Genomic DNA, 17644 nt, shown 5'->3' with positions numbered 1-17644 from the left:
CTAGTACCGCCTTTATGCCACAAAAAAGCCCCTCGCAAGGAGGGGCTTTTTATTGTTCGGCTCATTTTTACATCGTCTCGGATACGTAGCGAGCAAAGAGGCTTAGCTTATTGATTCCAGCCGCCACCCAATGCCCGGTACACGTTGATTGTGGCATTTAGCTGCTGCATCTTGGTTTCAATAAGGTCGAATTTCGACTCCAGCGCGTCGCGCTGAGTGAAGAGCACTTCCGTATAGTCGGCCCGGGCGGAGCGGAAGAGGCTGTTGGAAATCGTGCTCGACTGGTTGAGGGCTTGCACGGCCTTGGCTTTTTCGTCGTAGCTCTGGGCCAGGTTATTGATGTTGGCGAGCTGATTGGCCACTTCAATGTACGCGTTGAGTACGGTCCGCTCGTACTGGTACGCCGCCTGCGTCTGCACCGCGTTGGCGCTGCCATACACCGCTTTGATGCCGTTGCGGTTAACCAAAGGCGCTACCAAATCGCCGGCCAAGGAGTACAGCATGGATTCGGGCGTTGAAAACAGCAAGCCGGGCTTGTAGGCTCCGATTCCGGCAGCGCCAGTGATACGCAGCGCCGGATAAAAGTTGGCTCGGGCCACCTTCACATCCAGTTTAGTAGCCGCCAGTTGCTGCTCGGCCTGCCGGATATCCGGCCGGTTTTGCAGCAGCTGAGACGGAACTCCTGCTTGCACAACAGCCGGCACCAAATCGTTGAACGAGGCCGAGTTGCGCACTATCGGCCGCGGGTACCGGCCCACCAAGAAGTTGATTCGGTTCTCGGTTTCCACGATGCGCTGCTGAATGTTGTACTGCAGGCTGCGAGTGTTGTGCACCTGCGCTTCAAAGCGTTGTACCGCCAACTCGGTCACGCGGGCCGATTCCTTTTGCAGTTTCACTAGCTCCAAAGCATTGCTTTGCAGCTCGATGTTCTGCCTAGTGATGGCCAATTGATTGTCGAGCGCCAGCAGCTCGTAGTACGAATTGGCAATTTCGGCAATCAGGTTGGTGACTGTGAAATTCCGGCCTTCCACCGTTGCCAAGTAGCGGTTGGCGGCGGCAGCACGGGCGTTGCGCAATTTGTGCCAGATGTCTACTTCCCAGCTAGCCACGGCCCCAATCTGGTAGTTTGGCAGCGGGTCGGGGTTACGGTGTTCCGGCTTGATGTCGATGGCTTCTTCCGTTGCGCCCTGGAGCGTGTACCGGCTTGGCCGTTCTGCTTCGGCCTTGGCACCTAGGCCCACAAAGGGCAGGTACTCGCCTTTTCTGATTTGAACCTCGTTGCGGGCAATCTGAATTTCTTGTAAGGCAATGTTGAGCTCCTGATTGTTTTGCAGAGCAGTGTCAATCAGGGCAACCAGATTAGGATCGGTGAAAAACTGTTTCCACCGCATGGTTGCCGTACTGGTAGTATCCTTGGCAGTGGCAGTAGAATAGCTAGCCGGAACATTTCGGCTCTCTTTTCTGGCCACTATCCCCGGCGTTGTACAAGCCGCCGCTGCTACCGCTAGAAGGGCCGCGCTCAGGCTTTGATATATTCGTTTCTTAAGCATGAGTTTCAACTTCTTCAACTAAAACGTGCGGCTCGAATTCTGACAGAGGATTTTCGTTTTCATCCCCAATTAGCTTGCGGCCAGCGGCGAGAGTGCCAAAAATGTAATACAGGCCGGGCACGATGATTACTCCGAAAACGGTACCAAACAGCATCCCGCCCAAAGCCGACGTACCAATGGTGCGGTTGCCGATGGCCCCGGCACCAGTAGCCAACACCAGCGGAATCAAGCCCGCAATAAAGGCGAAGGAAGTCATCAGAATCGGGCGGAAACGCACCTTCGCGCCTTCAATGGCCGCGTCACGCACCGACATGCCTTCCTCGTGCTTCTGCACCGCGAATTCCACAATCAGTACGGCGTTCTTACCCAGCAGACCTACCAGCATCACCAGTCCCACTTGGGCGTAGATGTTGTTGGCCAAGCCAAGCGTTTTGATCAGCAGGAACGAGCCGAAGATACCCGCAGGCAAGCTCAGAATTACGGCCAGCGGCAGCAGGAAGCTTTCGTACTGCGCGGCCAACACCAGGTACACGAAGGCAAGCACCACCAGGAAGATGTAGATGGCCTCGTTGCCGCGCGACACTTCGTCTTTCGACAAGCCGCCCCAGTCGATGTCGTAGCCGCGGGGCAGGGTTTTCTTGGCTACTTCCTGTACCGCCTTGATGGCCTCACCCGAGCTGTAGCCCGGAGCCGCGTCGCCGCGGATAGAAGCCGTGGGGTACATGTTGTAGCGGTTGATTTCGTTGGCGCCCTGGCCTTTCACAATTTTCATGAAGGCCGAAAACGGTACCATTTCACCTTTGTCGTTTTTCACCCACATGTCCAGGATGTCCTTGGGCAGGCGGCGGTACTCCGGCGAAGCTTGCACGAACACCTTGAAGAAGCGCTGGTACTTGATAAAGCCCAATTCGTAGGTCGAGCCCACCATGATGGACAGCGTGTTCATGGCGTTACCAATGCTCACGCCTTTTTGCATGGCCAGTTGGTTGTCGATCTGCAGTTCGTACTGCGGATAGTTGGCCGAGAAGAAAGTAAACAGTCCGGCCAGCTCCTTACGCTTTTTCAGCTCGGCCATGAAGTCTTCGTTCACCTTTTCCAGCGCTTTATAGTCGCCGGTGCTGGTCTTGTCGAGCAGTTGCAGCTGGAAACCACCCGCCGCGCCATAACCCGGTACTGCCGGTGGCTCGAAGAATTCGATGGTCGCGCCAGGGATTTCCTTGGCCTTTTCTTCCAGGCTCATCACGATGTCGTGGATGGATTCCTTGCGCTCGTGCCAAGGCTTAAGGTTAATGAGCAGCGTACCGGCGTTGGAGCCACGACCTTCGGTGAGCACCTCGTAACCAGCCAAGCTGGAAATGCTTTCGATGCCGGGCACTTTCTCCGACAGCTTCGAGAGTTGCTGCGACAAGGCGTTGGTGCGCTCCAGCGTCGAGCCGGGCGGCGTCTGAATAATGGCGTAGAGCATGCCCTGGTCTTCGGCCGGAATGAAGCCGGAAGGCAGCGTAGACGAAATGCCGAAGATGCCGACCCCGAAGGCAATCAAAATTGCGAAGGTGAACACGCGGCGGTCCACTACTTTTTCCAGGATGTTGGTGTAGCGGCCAGTCAGGCGCTCAAAGCCCCGGTTAAACCAGTCGATGAAGCGGTTGATAGGCGTTTTCTTGCGGGGCTGGCCGTGCGTGTTCTTCAAGATCATGGCGCACAGCACCGGCGTCAAGGTCAGGGCCACGATACCGGAAATGACGATAGACGAGGCCATCGTAATCGAGAACTGGCGGTAGAAAATACCCACCGGACCGCTCATGAAGGCAACTGGCACGAATACGGCCGTCATCAGGATGGTAATGGCGATGATAGCACCGCTGATTTCGCCTACTACCTCGCGCACCGCCCCGTAGGGCGAAAGGTGCTTTTCCTCCATCTTGGCGTGCACCGCTTCCACCACCACAATGGCGTCGTCGACCACGATACCAATGGCGAGTACCAGCGCGAACAGCGTAATCATGTTAATGGTCATCCCGAAGGCCTGCATGGCAATGAAGGCTCCCACCAGCGACACTGGCACGGCGATAATCGGGATGAGCGTGGAGCGCCAGTCGCCGAGGAACAAGAACACCACCAGGGCCACCAAGATAAAGGCGTCGCGCAGGGTGTGAATTACGTTCTCAGTCGAGGCGTCGAGGAAGTTCGATACGTCGTAGCTGATCTTATAGTCCATGCCGGGCGGCATGGTTTTCTTCAGCTCTTCCAGCTTGGCTTTCACGCTTTTGATTACCTCACTGGCATTCGAGCCGTAGGTTTGCTTGAGCATAATAGCCGCCGAAGGGTAGCCGTCGAGGTTGGAGTAGATGTCGTAAAACTCCGAGCCCAGCTCCACGTTTGCCACGTCCTTGAGGCGCAGCGTTTCGCCGTTGGAGTTGGCTTTAATAATGACGTTCTTATACTCCTCCACGTCGTTGAAGCGGCCCTTGTAGGTCAGCACGTATTCCAGCGCCGAGGCCTCTTTGCCATCGGAGCGGCCGATACGACCCGGCGAGCCAATAACGCTCTGGTCATTGAGCGCCTCCATCACGTCGTCTACCGACAGGTTGTAGGCCCGCATGCGGTCGGGCTTCAGCCACACGCGCATGGCGTACTGGCGGCTACCCAGGATGCTGGCCCGCCCGATACCGTCGATGCGCTGAATTTCGGGCAGCATGTTCACCCCGGCAAAGTTGAAGAGGTACCGCATATCGGTATTCTTGTCTTTGCTGTAGAGGTTGACGTACATCAGCATGTTGGGCACCACACGGTTTACCACCACCCCTTCACGCTGCACCAGCACCGGCAAGCGGTTCAGGATCTGCGCAATGCGGGTGTTCACGTTTACCACCGCCTGCTCGGGGTCGGTGCCGAGCTTGAAGACGATTTGGATGTTGGCTTCCCCGGCGCTTACGGCATCGGACGTCATGTACTTCATGCCAGGCACGCCGTTGATGGCCTGCTCGAGCGGAATAAGCACCGATTCGGTGAGCACCTTGGCGCTAGCACCAGGATACGCCGTGCTCACCATAACCATGGGCGGCGAAATCTCCGGGAATTGGGACGTGGGCAGGGTATTGATGGCCAGAATACCCAGGAACATGATTACCACCGATATAACGATGGCAAACACGGGTCGGCGAAGGAATCTACTGAACATTATCTAGTTGTTCGTGGCTGTGATGATGTGACCCTATTCCGAGTACACTTTCAGGTGCGAGATGACCGACTTCGGCTCTTGGTACTTGAAGCTGATCTTGTCCCCGTCTTTCACTTTGCGGATGCCTTCCAGCAATATTTTGTCGCCTGCTTTCAGGCCCGAGGAGATGATGTACAAGTCTGGCATTTCGGACGCCACTACCACTTCCCGCTGGTGCACCACATTCTTGCTGTCCACCACGTACATAAACTTCTTCTCGAGCACCTCGAACGTGGCTTTTTGGGGCACAATCAGGGCGTGCTTGAGCGGAACGGTCATCAGCACGCTGCCCGTTTCGCCGTTGCGTAGCAGCCCTTTGGGGTTTGGGAAAGTTGCCCGGAAGGCAATGTTGCCGGTTTCGTTGTTGAAGTCGGCCTCGATAGTTTGCACCACACCGGGCTGGTCAAATACCTCATTGTTGGCCATCCGCAGGTTAACGTTCATGGTGTTGTTGTCCTGCGCGTGGCTTTTGTAAGACAGATATTCCGCTTCCGGCACGTTGTAGTACACCCACATTTTGCTGTTGTCCGATAGGGTCGTCAGCAAGTCGCCTTCATCAACCAAGCTGCCTAACCGGGCCTGGAAGTGGTCCATAATGCCACTGAATGGCGCCTTGATGGCCGTGAATTGCAGGTGCGTTTGCGCTAATGACACTTCGGCCTGCGCCTTGTCGAGCTTGGCTTGTGCCAGAGCCAACTCATTAGGCGACACTACGTTGTTGTCGGCCAGCTTCTTGGTGTTCTGGTACTCGATGTTAACGAACTTGGCTTCGGCCTGCGACTTTTTCAGTTCTGCCTGATAGAGCATCGGCATGATCTGAAACATCATTTGCCCTTTCTGAACGTGTTGCCCTTCGTCTACAAAAATCTTCTGCAGGTAGCCTCTTTCCAGGGCCCGCATTTCGATGTGCTGGATGGAATGAATCTGAGCCACGTACTCCTTGGTGATGGTCGTGTCTTTTTGCAGAGGACTGGTAACTAAGAACTTGGTTACCTCTTCCTTTTCCTCTTCTTTCTTCGAGCAGCTTGTAGAGCAATACAAGACGCTGCAGCCCATGAGCATGAGCAGGAACGTTCTTTTCATGAGAACCTTAGTGGTGATCTTGGAAGATGTGTGTTGGGAGAAGTGTGCTGAAAGGGAATGGGCTGAGCCGGTGAGGCACTGCGGGCCTGCATTAACCGATAACTCAGTTGGTCTTTGGGGCGATTGGCTCGCTGACAATTGGGAATCTGTCGTTGCCAAATCACGCAATCCGGTAGATGGATAAAGTAGCTTACTGCGTTTATACATGCGTTATAATTTGTTTCACTTGGCAGCCGGCTGGTAAATGCCAGCAAAGGCGGCGTACTAATTCGATGCGGCGGGGGCGAAGCGAGGCGAAATGCCCCCGCTGCAATGCTGGTGTTAGAGGCTAAGCGCTACAAAACTCTAGTCGGAATATGAAGACGGTATGAAGTAATCTAGGCCCTGTAGTGCCGCGAGGCCCTTTCTTCACAAATACAGTTCGCCTTCAAGGGGTTAAGCGCATTTTTGCGAGCAAGCAGAAATAGAAAGCTCTTGCAAAAATGGGTTGGCTCGACGCTGCTACTTTTAGAATTCCATCCGGTTAGGCAGCGCAAAAAGGCGTACTAAAGGGCTGCTAGCGCGTTACCTTTTGACGAGTCAATCAAACATTTCGCAGCTCCTCAGGGATTAGCTATACTTGTCTTCAACCCCGATGATATACACGTACAGCTCCGAGATGTATGGCCAGCAGGCTATGGAAACCAGCGTATCGCACGCTTGGCCGGGGCTGCGGGTGGAACGCTACCAGCTAGCGGCTATGGCCATGCCGGCGCATTTTCACGAACACCATCTGCTGCTGATTCATCAGGGGCAACAGCCCATCCGCTCGCAACGCCGCAGCGGCCACCGCCTCGAAGAAGACCTGTTTAGTGCTGGCGACGCAGGCCTTTACCCAGCTGGCGAGTACGGCCCCATTGCCTGGGACGGCCCCACCGACATCATCCACCTGCACCTCGATGCCCAGGCGCTGGAAGCCAAGGCCCGCCATGACCTTGACCTGACGCGCTTTGCGCTGCACGAGCGGTTCCGGTTCGAGGATGGGCTAATAACGCACTTGGGGCGGCAACTGCTGTCGGCAACCAACGCCGGGCATACACTTGGGCAGCTCTACATCGAGTCGCTGGCTACTACCCTTTGTTATCATCTTATCGAGCACCACGCCAGCTACGAGCGGCGCGTTACAGGCACAGGCGCCAAGCTACCCGCCGCGGTAATGGCGCGCCTGGATGCTTATTTGGAGGCCAGCGTCGAACAGCCGATTACGCTGCAAATGCTGGCGAGCTTGGCCAACCTGAGCGTATTTCATTTTGCCCGCCGCTTCAAGCAAACCACGGGTATTACCCCCTATCAGTACGTGCTAAGCTGGAAAATGAAACGGGCCCAGCAATTGCTGCGAACCAACGAACTGCCCATTGCCTCCGTCAGCGATACATTGGGTTTTGCCTCGCCTGCTCACTTTGCGGCTGCGTTCAAGCGAGTCTGCGGGTGCACGCCGCGCGAGTTTCAACGGCGCTAACGAATAGCTGACGACCAGTAACCGCGTGGTCTTGCTTGGGAGTGGACCAAGCCTCGGCCAGCTAATCGAGGTGGAGACCTGCCGCTCAATTGCGGCCTTACAAACTGAAGTTTCTAAACTGCTTTAGCTGCTTACCCATGCGAACTGCAACACCCGTAGCGAAATGGCTTGATAGCGCTAGAAGCTTACTTGCTGACAGAAGAAGAGCAAGCATTTGATAGAAGTAGGCAAGAATTGCGAGAGGAGCCGGACAGGCGAAAAGGACCTTTGCTTCACCAATAGGTAGAGTTGTCCAGCCAATCCCTACCTCAAACTTCTCACAATTCACTTAGCACCCGATGCAATCCACTTCAGAAACCCTTGCAGCTTACTCAGACGAAGCGCTACTTGCGAAATTCCCTGGTTTTACCAACCACTATGCTACCGTCAATGGCATCCGCCTGCACTACGTGGAGGGTGGCAGCGGGCAGCCCCTTATCTGCTTGCCCGGCTGGCCACAAACCTGGTATTCTTACCATCCCGTGGCCTCGGAGCTGGCTCGACACTACCGCGTTATCATCCTCGATATTCGTGGTATGGGCAGCTCAGACAAGCCGGAGGCAGGCTACGACAAAAAGACCATGGCTCAAGATGTATATGCTTTAACGCAACTGCTGGACCTGCCTAGTGTGTCGCTGCTTGGGCATGACATCGGCGGTATGGTAGCCCTGAGCTTCGCCTTCAATTACCCTACGGCCACGCACAAAGTAGTTTTGCTGGACAGCGGCCATCCGAGTGAGGGCATGCGCTACATGTCGATGCTGCCTGCTCCCGGTACATTCGAGGCGAAGATGGACGGCAATAACCCGTACATGTGGTGGATGTCCTTCAACCAGATCAAAGAGTTACCCGAGCAGTTGCTAGCTGGCCGCTTCCGCTACGTGCTAGACTGGCTTTTTCAGTATGTAATGATTGACGAGCGCCACATGACGGAATTCGACCGGCAAGTGTACGCGGCCATGTACAACCACGCCGACAGCATCCGGGCCGCAAATGGTTGGTATCAGGCATTCAACCAAGACATAGAGGACATGAAAACGTACTCCCGCCTCAGCATGCCAATACTAGGTATTGGGAGCTACGTGGCTTACAACAACATGAACATGGGTTTGCCCGCCGTGGCCGACAACGTTGAGGTGCTCGGCTTCACGGACGGTGGGCACTATCTATTCGAAGAAAACCCTGCCCAGGTGCTAAAAGCCGTTCTGCGTTTCTTGCAGTAGAGCAGACATCGTAGTCACGAATCGGCAGCGCGCAGGACAACCACTTCGGCACGCTGCCGATTTCTTGTTTGAAATGCGCGAACCTTCGTCTGCTACCTTCTACACTTCAGACAATGAATTCGACGCTTCAGTAAGGTGAGTTTCTCGCTCTTTTGGCCGGGGCATAGCTTTACCCTATACCTCTCCCCTACTGATGCCCCATGATACAGTCCCTACTTGTCTCGTTCCGCGTGCTGCTCGTGTTCCTGGTTGGGTTTCTAGTTAGTACCAACCAAGCCGTTGCCCAACCATCGACCAGTGATACGCACTTCTCTCGCTCAAGTGCAAAGCCTACCACTGGCTTACTGGCGGGCTCCCCCACCATCACTACGACCGACGGGGTAAAGCTTTATGCGAAAGTTGAAGGCCAAGGCTTGCCTTGTGTGTTTATCCACGGGGGCCCTGGCTCGGGCAGTGAAGTAATTGAAAAGTTGGCGGGCAAGGAGTTGGAGCAACGCTTCCAAATGATTTACCTCGACCAACGCGGCAGCGGCCGCTCGGCCAGCGACCCTTTAAAAGATTACACCTTAGCTCGCCTGGTGCAAGATTTAGAAGACTTGCGACAGCAGCTACACCTCACGAAATGGGTGGTCATGTCGCACTCGTTTGGGGGCATCATTGCCACTGCCTACGCTCGTAAATACCCTGAGCGGGTACAAGGCTTGATTCTGGTTAACAGCATCCTAAATCTGCCCGCATCTATGGAAAGCACCGTGGCGTACGGCTACCCTCTCTTGCCTGCACAAGGGCGGCCACCGCTCGACCCTACCGCCCCGTTGCCACAGCGCTACGGGATGGTGATGAGCTTGCTCAACCAATACCGCCTAATAAATCAGCTGATGTACGCTCATGATTCCACGGCTCAGCACGTGAAGCAGGCACAGCAGGGCATTGCCGCCAATCGGGACTTTGCAACTGTAGTAACGCAAACGGCCGCCATCATGGATTACGTGCAGGATTTCACGCCCGCTACGTCCGCTTTGCTGATGCCGGTGCTAGTCGTGACCGGGCAGGACGATTACGTGGTTGGCCCCGATCAGTACAAGGCTTTTCGCTTTCCTCACCAACAAGTGGTGGTCCTTGCTGGCAAGCATTTCGCTTTCCTAGATAACCCAAAAGGCTTCGACGAAGCCCTGGCTAGCTTTGCACATCAATTGGCTTTAAAGAAGTAAGCCCTTAGTTAGTTACATGCACATGGGTATGAATTATCAGAAACTTAACATGTGAAACAAAATCTATGCTGCTAAAAGAAGAGCCACCAGAGCATGGTGCTTTCCTCCTATCACTCAATCACTTATACCACTCAAATGATTGTAGGTTTAAGCTACAGGCACGACGTGCATTACTAGAACAACGCATCAGTAGCCACAACTTTGTGGGGCCTGTGCACAATTACGGTTTAGCTTGAGATATAAAAGGCTTATCTTTGTAGAGCTGAGGCGTACAGAGGTGTAGCCCAGTGATTCAGAATACAAAAACCCTGGTCGGCTCCTGATCAGGGTTTTTCTGTATATAACAGTGCAATACCCAACCAGGCTTTCACCTTCGTCGCTGCTTGTCATCAGCCTAGCCCCGACGCGCTATCTGTGGGTACAGAAGGCCACAAGCTGCTGCCTTAATTGGAATCGGTTTGTCTACCCTTTGCTTTTATGCTCGTTAATAAGAGGGAACGGCTGCCTGTCCAAACGGAAGTAGACGCTGCCGGCTCGATACCTGCTGCCCTCTAATGTCTGATTCTCCTACGCGCTACGCGCGAGTTCTGGCCTGGCTAGACCAACACCTGATTCGCCGCCTTTATACCGACCGGGTGCGGCGGCTGATTCTACAAAGCTTTCCGTTTTGGTTTGCTTCTGTGGTAGTGGGGTTTGTGGCAGTCGGCTACGAAAAGCTATTTGCCTGGGCCGAGCAAACCAGCTTCCGCTGGTTTCGTCAGGAGCCACTACTGGCTTTTGGCTTCACGCCGCTAGCTTTTCTGGTATCCTGGGCACTGGTACAGCGCTGGGCACCAGCGGCCCGGGGCAGCGGCATTCCGCAGGTTATGGCGGCCATCGAGCTATCCAATCCTGGCCAGCACCACCGCACGGGCTACTTGCTTAGCCTGCGGGTGGCCATCGTGAAGGTGTTGAGCAGCGTGGCCTTGCTGCTCGGCGGCGGCGTGATTGGGCGCGAAGGGCCTACTATCCAAATTTCGGCGGCTATTTTCCGGACCATTAATCGTCTGCAGCCAGCGGGCTGGCCGCAGCTTTCGCGACAAATTGCGCTGGTTACGGGCGGCGCGGCTGGGCTGGCGGCGGCGTTCAACACCCCGTTGGGCGGTATTGTGTTCGTGGTGGAAGAACTCACGCAGATGCACATGGCCCGCTTCCGGATGGCCGTATTTTCGGCCGTTATCATAGCCGGTCTTACTGCTCAGGCCATTTTAGGGCCTTATCTGTATTTAGGCTTTCCAAAAGTAACGGCACGGGCTGGTTGGTTTCTGGCAACGGTGGTGCTGGTGGCATTGATTTGCGGACTGGCTGGCGCTCTGCTTGCTAAATCCTTGCTCTGGCTTGGCAGCTACCGCCGCCGCTTTGCTACCCTAGGCCAGCAGACCGCTTGGGTGCTAGGCTGCGGCTTGCTTCTGGCTGGGCTGGCCTACGCCGTAGGACAGGAGGGCATGGGCACGGGTAAGCCTATTATCAACCGGCTCTTGTTTCAAAATAATGGACAGACGCCTTGGTATTTGTTTCCGGCGCGCTTTGCTGGCATGGCCCTGAGTTACAGCGGCGGGGGCGCGGGCGGCATCTTTGCGACCTCCCTAAGCGCGGGTGCTATCTTAGGCGATGCGCTGGCTCGGCTCGGCCAAGTGCCACTCGAAGACCGCAACCTATTGGTACTGGTCAGTATGGTGAGTTTCCTGACCGGCGTGGTACGTTCTCCCTTCACGGCCGCTATTCTGGTGTTGGAAATGACGGACCGCCATTCGGCCATCTTTCAACTGCTGCTTAGCGGCATGATGGCTCAAGCCGTGGCTTCGCTAGTGGACCCGCACTCTTTTTATGAGCACCTAAAAACGGGCTTCCTCCGCGAAACGCTGGCCCAGCCAGCACCTCCATCTACCCGAAATCGGATTGCCGGCCCACCAGCCATGGAATAAATGAGTGCCAGCCTCACCAAGCAACAAGAATGCTTGCTGCGGGGCCCACGCCTGCCTAGCCGGGTCACTTCCCATTTCTCAACTTTACAACATAAGCTACCGAGCAAGCGAAGCCTGCTTAGGCCGGTTAGCAAAAGTCTTCCTGATTGAGCGGAGTAGGGGGAAGCTGGAAACAGTAGTTGTACCTCAACGCTAGCTACGTGTTGCCTAGCTAGGATGCTGCCCAATCATATCCTAGCGTCTGTTACTGACCGTATAAGCAGCGCAAACGCATCACTTTATGTTGAAGTCAATTATAGAGAAGTTTCCGCCCGCGTACTTTGCTTTCGTCATGGCTACGGGCATCATCTCGCTGGCTGCGCATGCTCAGCACATAGCTTGGCTGGCTGAAAGCTTCTTCTATCTGAATTTGCTGCTCTACCCGCTGTTTCTGCTGCTGCTGGCAGCGCGGATACTTCTGTTCGCTGGCGCGGTAAAAGCTGAGTTAGCTTCGCACGAGCAGGGACCTAACTTCTTGGCTCTGGTTGCGGCTACGTGCCTGGTAGGCAATCAATTTGTGCAACTGCGCGGCAATCAGGTGCTGGGGCTGGCGCTGTGGGTGTTTGGCGCACTCTGCTGGCTGGTGCTGCTCTACGGGTTTCTGCTCAGCACCACGCTAAAGCGCGACAAGCCCAAGCTGGAAACTGGCTTAGATGCTAACTGGCTGCTCTTAACTGTCTCCACGCAGGCGTTGGCTGTGCTCGGGGCCGGCTTGGTTCCTAAGCTAGCACTACCCACCGACGTAGGCATATTTCTGGTGCTGTGCTTATTCTTGCTAGGCAGCTTATTCTACGGCGTGCTCTGCACGCTGCTATTTTACCGTCTGGCGTTTAAGCCAATCGAGGCGCAGAAGATCAGCCCACCGTATTGGATTATTGTGGGAGGCAGCGCCATCACAGTCATGGCCGGCGCGACGCTGCTGAGCGCCCTGCCCCATAGCTCGGCTCTAGCTGATGCAACTGGATTTGTGAAAGCCTGGAGCGTGCTGTTTTGGGTGATAAGTACTTGGTGGATCCCCTTCGTACTAGTTTTGCGTGGATGGCATCACCTACATGCGCGACCAACTTTTTCGTACCAGCCCTCTTCGTGGAGCATGGTTTTCCCCTTGGGCATGTACGCGGCATCTACTGGCCGCTTAGCTGATGCGCTGCCCTTGGCGGCCTTGCATACCGTTTCGTCCACCTTCATTTGGCTGGCCCTCCTGGCCTGGGGACTTACGCTAGCTGGCATGCTGGTCCACTATGTTGCTTCAACCCAGTCCGACAAAAGCTCGTCGCCCGCCCGAACCTAATAGCATGCACTATCAAAAAAGGCGAGGCTTCCGCTTACGACTGTCAGTGGAAGCCTCGCCTGTTACAGAGGTGAGCCAGCTTTTTTATTCTGCTACCAACAGCGTCTGCGGGGCGGCTTGCTTGATGCGGCTGAGCAGCCATTCAACTTGGCGCTTGGTTCGGGCGCTGCAAAAAGTGTAGCACGCTTTCAAGTCTTCGTCGCGCAACCCCAAGGCGGCTTGCTGAATCACAACCCAGCATAGTTGTACTTCTTGGGTTAGCAGCCACAGGTCGTGCAAGTCGCGCAGCAGGGTCAGGCTGCTGTGGCGTTTCTCCGCAAACAAGTCCCGCTTTAGCTTGCTTGGCTCATTGCTTTTTTCTTCAGAGTATTTCTCCACAAACCGCTGCACCTTTCCGTGGTGCTCCCGCGACCAGGCCGAGAGTTTTTGGCACATCTGCTCGATATCGGGCTCGTCATGGTGATGATTGGCTACGTACTCGAAAGCTTCTGCTAGCTGCTTTTCGCTGTTTTCGAGCAGCCCGATGTAATAAGGAAGGTGCATAGCAGGGCAAGATTAGGCGTTTACTTTGCGGATACGCACAGCAGCATACTTGAAGTGAGGCTGCTTGCTAACCGGGTCCCATTCGGTCAGAGTCAGTTCGTTAACCGCCCGTGGCCGGTCGTCCTGGTCCCAGTAGCCGTAGTGGAAAGGAACGAAAATCAGTCCTGGCTCGATGTCGCCTATGCGGGCCGGCTCTTGCACCTTGCCCCGTCTCGATTCTACCTCCACCATGTCTCCCTCTACAATGCCGAAACGGGCCGCATCTTCGGTTGAGAGCTGCACGTAGCCATCCGGGGCAGCTTTGTGCAACTCGCGGGAGCGTCCGGTTTTTGTACGCGTGTGAAAGTGAAATACCACCCGGCCCGTAGTGAGCCAGAGCGGGTATTGCGCGTCGGGTTCTTCGTGGGGCGGCTCGTAATCTATGCCTTTCAGAAAAGCTTTGCCCTTGGGGTCAATCAGCTTGTAGTCGTCTTTGGAGCGGGGCGTTCCTGTTTCCAAATCGTGGCCGTAATCTTCGCAATAATCAATATTGGTGCTGAAGACACCATCTGCGTAGAGGTGCTTTTTGCCGTCGGGATACTGCTCGTTGCAAGGCCATTGAATACCCGAGTCGCCCGTAAGTTTGGCGTAACTCAACCCAGTATAGTCACAGGGGCGGCCGCGCGTGCATTCGCGCCAGGCATTGAAAGCATCCTCAGTGGTTTGCCAGGTGCTGGTAAGCAGTGGGTTACCGTCTTTGTCGCGAAAGTCCATGCGCCGGGAATACTCCACAAAAATGTCGAAGTCAGAACGTGCTTCGCCCGGTGGATCGACGGCTTTGTGAGAGATGTGCACGGTGCGGCCCACGTTGGTGAAGCAGCCCGTTTTCTCGCCCCAGATGGCGGCAGGCAGCACCACATCGGCTAGGGCCGTGGTTTCAGTAGGAAAGGCATCCTGTACCACTACAAACAGGTCTTCCTTGGCTAGAATCTTGCGGGCTCGGTCTAAGTCAGGCATTGAAACCAGCGGATTAGTAGCGCTGATCCAAAGCATTTTGATGGACCCTTGCTCGCAGTAGCGCCAGATTTGCATGGCGTGCGTGGGCGGAGCCCAGTGCGGAATTTGATCCGGGTGCACGTTCCACAGATCGGCTAGTTCCTGAATGTGTTGTTCGTTGCCCCAGTTGCGGAAACCGGGTAAGTCGCCGTCGGCACCACACTCCCGCGTGTTCTGGGCCGTAGGCTGGCCGTTCATTTGGTAGATGCCGCTGCCATCGTGCCCGATGAGCCCGCGCAATAGGTGCAGGTTGTTGACTTGCACCGCCGCCGCGGTAGCCTGCATCGACTGGTAAACGCCTTGCAGTGCCGTCGATACCAAGGTGTTGCAAGTACCCAAAATGTGGGCGGCCTCGCGCAGTTTGGCAGCGGGCACGCCTGTTAGCTGCTCTACACGCTCCGGCGTCCATTTGGCCACTAGTTGCTTCAACTCCTCGAAGCCTACCGTGTGCGCGTCGATGTATTCTTGGTTGATATTGCCAGCTTCAATGATGAGGCGCAGCAACCCGTTCATGACGGGTACGTTGGTGCCTACTCTAGGCGCTAGATGCACAGTGGCTTTTTCAGCGGTATACGTGGCACGAGGGTCGATAACCACCAGTTTAGGCGGATTGGGCCCGGCCAGACGGTCGAGCACCCGCATCCAAAGCACGGTTTGCTGGGAAGCGATGTTGTGGCCAACATGCAAAATAGCTTCGGTGGTATCGAGGTCGGAGTAGGAACCAGGCTGGCCATCCGAGCCGAACGACTCTTTCAGAGCTGCCGCCGCAGTGGCCGTGCACAGGCGGGTGTTGCCGTCCATGTGCGGAGTGCCTAGGCCAGCCTTGCCCACAATACCCAGGGCGTAGTACTCTTCTAGAAACAGCTGTCCAGATGTGTAGAACCCAATGGAACTGCTGGTATGCTTTTCAAGCAGCTCTTTGGACTTCCGCACAATCAGGTCCATAGCCTCATCCCAGGTTGCTTCCTCCAGCTGACCGTTGCGGCGGATCAAAGGCTTCGTTAGCCGGTCGGGGCTATTATTGGCCACCCAGCCGTTCAATCCTTTAGGACCTAAGCGGCCGTGATTTACGCTATCAACGGCTCGGCCCCGCACACCAACAATACGTCCTTCTTTCACTCCAATATCCATCCCGCACCCATTAGAGCACAGCACGCAAGCCGATTGTACCCAATGGTCGGGGTCTTCCTCGACGCGTTCATCAACGCGTACTGGCCATTGACCTTCGTACCCGAAGCGAGGGCCCCATATATCTTGAATACTATCGCGGGTTTGGTTCATAAAGTGTAGGCAAGGAGAGTAAACTGCTTCCTGACCGAGCAATGGCTAGTGCAGGAAGTATGGAACTTGACTGTGCCTACTACGGAAACGTACCCGAAAAAGGAGAAAATCTTTAATCAAAATTTAATTCCAAAGCCTTATTACCAGCTCCTACGGGCAGTTTACTGAGGAGCTTATGCGTCTTTAAACAACCTATTACACTGCCGCAGTACAAGAGTATTCTCACTGTCTTCAACACCAAAAAGCCCGTTGGGGTATCCAACGGGCTTTCACTTGAATTCTGAAAATTAATTCAGAACGGCAGTGTGCGACTTCAGGATCTGACGAGCAACGGCCAAGTTGGTGTCACGAGCGTTAACGGCCAAGTAAATGAACTTGTCGCCTTTGCTCGAGAGCTTAATCACGTGCAGCTGGTCGGTCAGGGTCAGCAGGATGTCCTGAATGGTCTGGTTCAGCTTCAGAGCCGAAATCGCCTTCAGCTTCTGCTTTACCACTTCCGTGTTGTAAGCAGCAGCCGTGTCAATGTCAAAATCAGAAATGTTGGAGTGAGAGGCCAAAGCCATGCCCGTTTCCGTTTCTACAACGGCTACTGCGAGCAGGGTGGGGAGTTCGTCCAGAATTTCTTTAACGGTTTGCTTAGGAGAAGACATGAGGTAAAAAAAGTTAAAAAGTAAGGGGAATGAAAGAAGTGAAGATTAAGTAAGCGGAGCCGTGAGGCGACGTAACAGTTCAGAAGCCATCGCTAAGTTGGTATCAGCTATGCGAACGGCCAGAAAGCAGTAGGCTTGACCACCTTGCACTGGTCTTAGTAGGTGCAATTGCTCGTCAAGTATCAATGTCATTTCCGTCAGCGGCCCACCAGGAATATGCTGGGCGGCAAGGGCTACATCAGTTGCCCGAAGTAGCTTGGCGTAGCGCAAGCTTACTTGGTTGGGGTTGAACGCCGCTGTAGTAGTATAAGACGCAACTACGCGGCCTGATGGCACTTCAACCACACAGCTCATAAGCAAGTCAGGCAATTCTTCAAGCAAATGGTTTAGTACGATGCGGGCCTGTTGACCAGCCTCATTGGCAGTGCCGACCGTGATTTTGCGGAGGCTGAGGCGGTTTAGAAAAGGGAACTGCATGCAGGAGATAAAGCAGGGTAATTACCGGAAAATCACTTCAGTTAAGCACCTGAAAGCACAAGAACAAGTCTATAGCTTTTACAAGAATTATAACTGTCAGGACATTATGAAAAGTGTTTACTTTATAGAACTTTATGAAGTCTACTTTTGAGAACAAATCAAAGATAGTAGAGCTTCAATGGCATTATTAGCCAATAACGCTCAGTATAGCTAATTTCACTACGAATAGCGGCCAAATCTCGATGAATTAAGATTATAAGGATTTTGCATGTTTCAGGCAGCAATAGCGTCTCTTACTACTGTATTTTACTAAGCTTCAACTTAATGCAATACTCCACATAAAAGTGTGAACAAAGTGAGGGCCGTGTTGTGAATCAACGTGGTCTGCGTTTCGCCATTTATTTATTTCGAGCAGCATGCGCTGCCTCTTTGGTGGCATTACTCTAGATGGTAGTTAATGCTTATTCAGTAGTTGAAATACTCTTTAAACGCTCGATTAGCGTTGGCTTTACGGTTAGACGCCAAAGCGAGTATTGTCAT

Annotated in this window: 12 protein-coding genes; 5 read left to right on the top strand and 7 right to left on the bottom strand. The window is 54.4% G+C overall.

Going from position 1 to position 17644, the window contains the following annotated elements:
* Positions 1-107: 107 nt before the first annotated feature.
* From P1X16_RS29765 to P1X16_RS29755, 3 genes are read right to left on the bottom strand one after another with little or no spacing between them, the layout of a single operon-like run.
* Entirely contained in the window at positions 108-1550 is a 1443-nt protein-coding gene (locus P1X16_RS29765; RefSeq protein ID WP_277236411.1) for an efflux transporter outer membrane subunit, read from the bottom strand.
* On the bottom strand, positions 1543-4731 hold the full coding sequence (locus P1X16_RS29760; protein ID WP_277236410.1) for an efflux RND transporter permease subunit: 3189 nt from the start codon (positions 4729-4731) through the stop codon (positions 1543-1545). The genes P1X16_RS29765 and P1X16_RS29760 overlap by 8 nt, the downstream gene beginning before the upstream one ends.
* Positions 4732-4764: 33 nt before the next feature.
* Positions 4765-5853 (bottom strand): efflux RND transporter periplasmic adaptor subunit, encoded by a 1089-nt coding sequence (locus P1X16_RS29755; RefSeq protein ID WP_277236409.1) that lies wholly within the window; start codon positions 5851-5853, stop codon positions 4765-4767.
* 634 nt (positions 5854-6487) lie between these two features.
* Between P1X16_RS29755 and P1X16_RS29750 the strand changes: the two genes are divergently transcribed.
* From P1X16_RS29750 to P1X16_RS29730, 5 genes are all read left to right on the top strand, one after another.
* Entirely contained in the window at positions 6488-7351 is an 864-nt protein-coding gene (locus P1X16_RS29750) for a helix-turn-helix transcriptional regulator (protein WP_277236408.1), read from the top strand.
* 338 nt (positions 7352-7689) lie between these two features.
* A complete protein-coding gene (locus P1X16_RS29745) occupies positions 7690-8613 on the top strand; it encodes an alpha/beta hydrolase (RefSeq protein ID WP_277236407.1) in 924 nt (307 codons plus the stop codon).
* Between the two features lie 200 nt (positions 8614-8813).
* On the top strand, positions 8814-9824 hold the full coding sequence (locus tag P1X16_RS29740) for an alpha/beta hydrolase (protein ID WP_277236406.1): 1011 nt from the start codon (positions 8814-8816) through the stop codon (positions 9822-9824).
* 554 nt (positions 9825-10378) lie between these two features.
* Positions 10379-11788 carry a chloride channel protein gene (locus P1X16_RS29735; RefSeq protein WP_277236405.1) on the top strand — a complete coding sequence of 470 codons (1410 nt, stop codon included), beginning with the start codon at positions 10379-10381 and terminating at the stop codon, positions 11786-11788.
* A 280-nt stretch (positions 11789-12068) separates the two neighbouring features.
* Entirely contained in the window at positions 12069-13118 is a 1050-nt protein-coding gene (locus tag P1X16_RS29730; RefSeq protein WP_277236404.1) for a tellurite resistance/C4-dicarboxylate transporter family protein, read from the top strand.
* Between the two features lie 84 nt (positions 13119-13202).
* Here the strand turns inward: P1X16_RS29730 and P1X16_RS29725 are convergent, their stop codons facing one another.
* From P1X16_RS29725 to P1X16_RS29710, 4 genes are all read right to left on the bottom strand, one after another.
* Positions 13203-13661: a molybdopterin oxidoreductase gene (locus P1X16_RS29725; protein ID WP_277236403.1), complete on the bottom strand. Its 459-nt coding sequence runs from the start codon at positions 13659-13661 to the stop codon at positions 13203-13205.
* Between the two features lie 12 nt (positions 13662-13673).
* Complete coding sequence (locus P1X16_RS29720) at positions 13674-15977, bottom strand: nitrate reductase (protein ID WP_277236402.1); 2304 nt, start codon at positions 15975-15977, stop codon at positions 13674-13676.
* A gap of 287 nt (positions 15978-16264) precedes the next feature.
* On the bottom strand, positions 16265-16627 hold the full coding sequence (locus P1X16_RS29715) for a hypothetical protein (RefSeq protein WP_277236401.1): 363 nt from the start codon (positions 16625-16627) through the stop codon (positions 16265-16267).
* A gap of 45 nt (positions 16628-16672) precedes the next feature.
* The gene (locus tag P1X16_RS29710; RefSeq protein WP_277236400.1) at positions 16673-17104 is read right to left on the bottom strand and encodes a hypothetical protein; all 432 of its coding nucleotides are present in this window, start codon (positions 17102-17104) and stop codon (positions 16673-16675) included.
* Positions 17105-17644: the final 540 nt, after the last annotated feature.

This window comes from Hymenobacter sp. YC55, assembly GCF_029433095.1.
In the GTDB taxonomy this organism is placed as follows: Bacteria; Bacteroidota; Bacteroidia; order Cytophagales; family Hymenobacteraceae; genus Hymenobacter.
The sequence above is the reverse complement of the archived record's forward strand: the minus strand, read 5'-3'. Positions and strand labels throughout refer to the sequence as shown.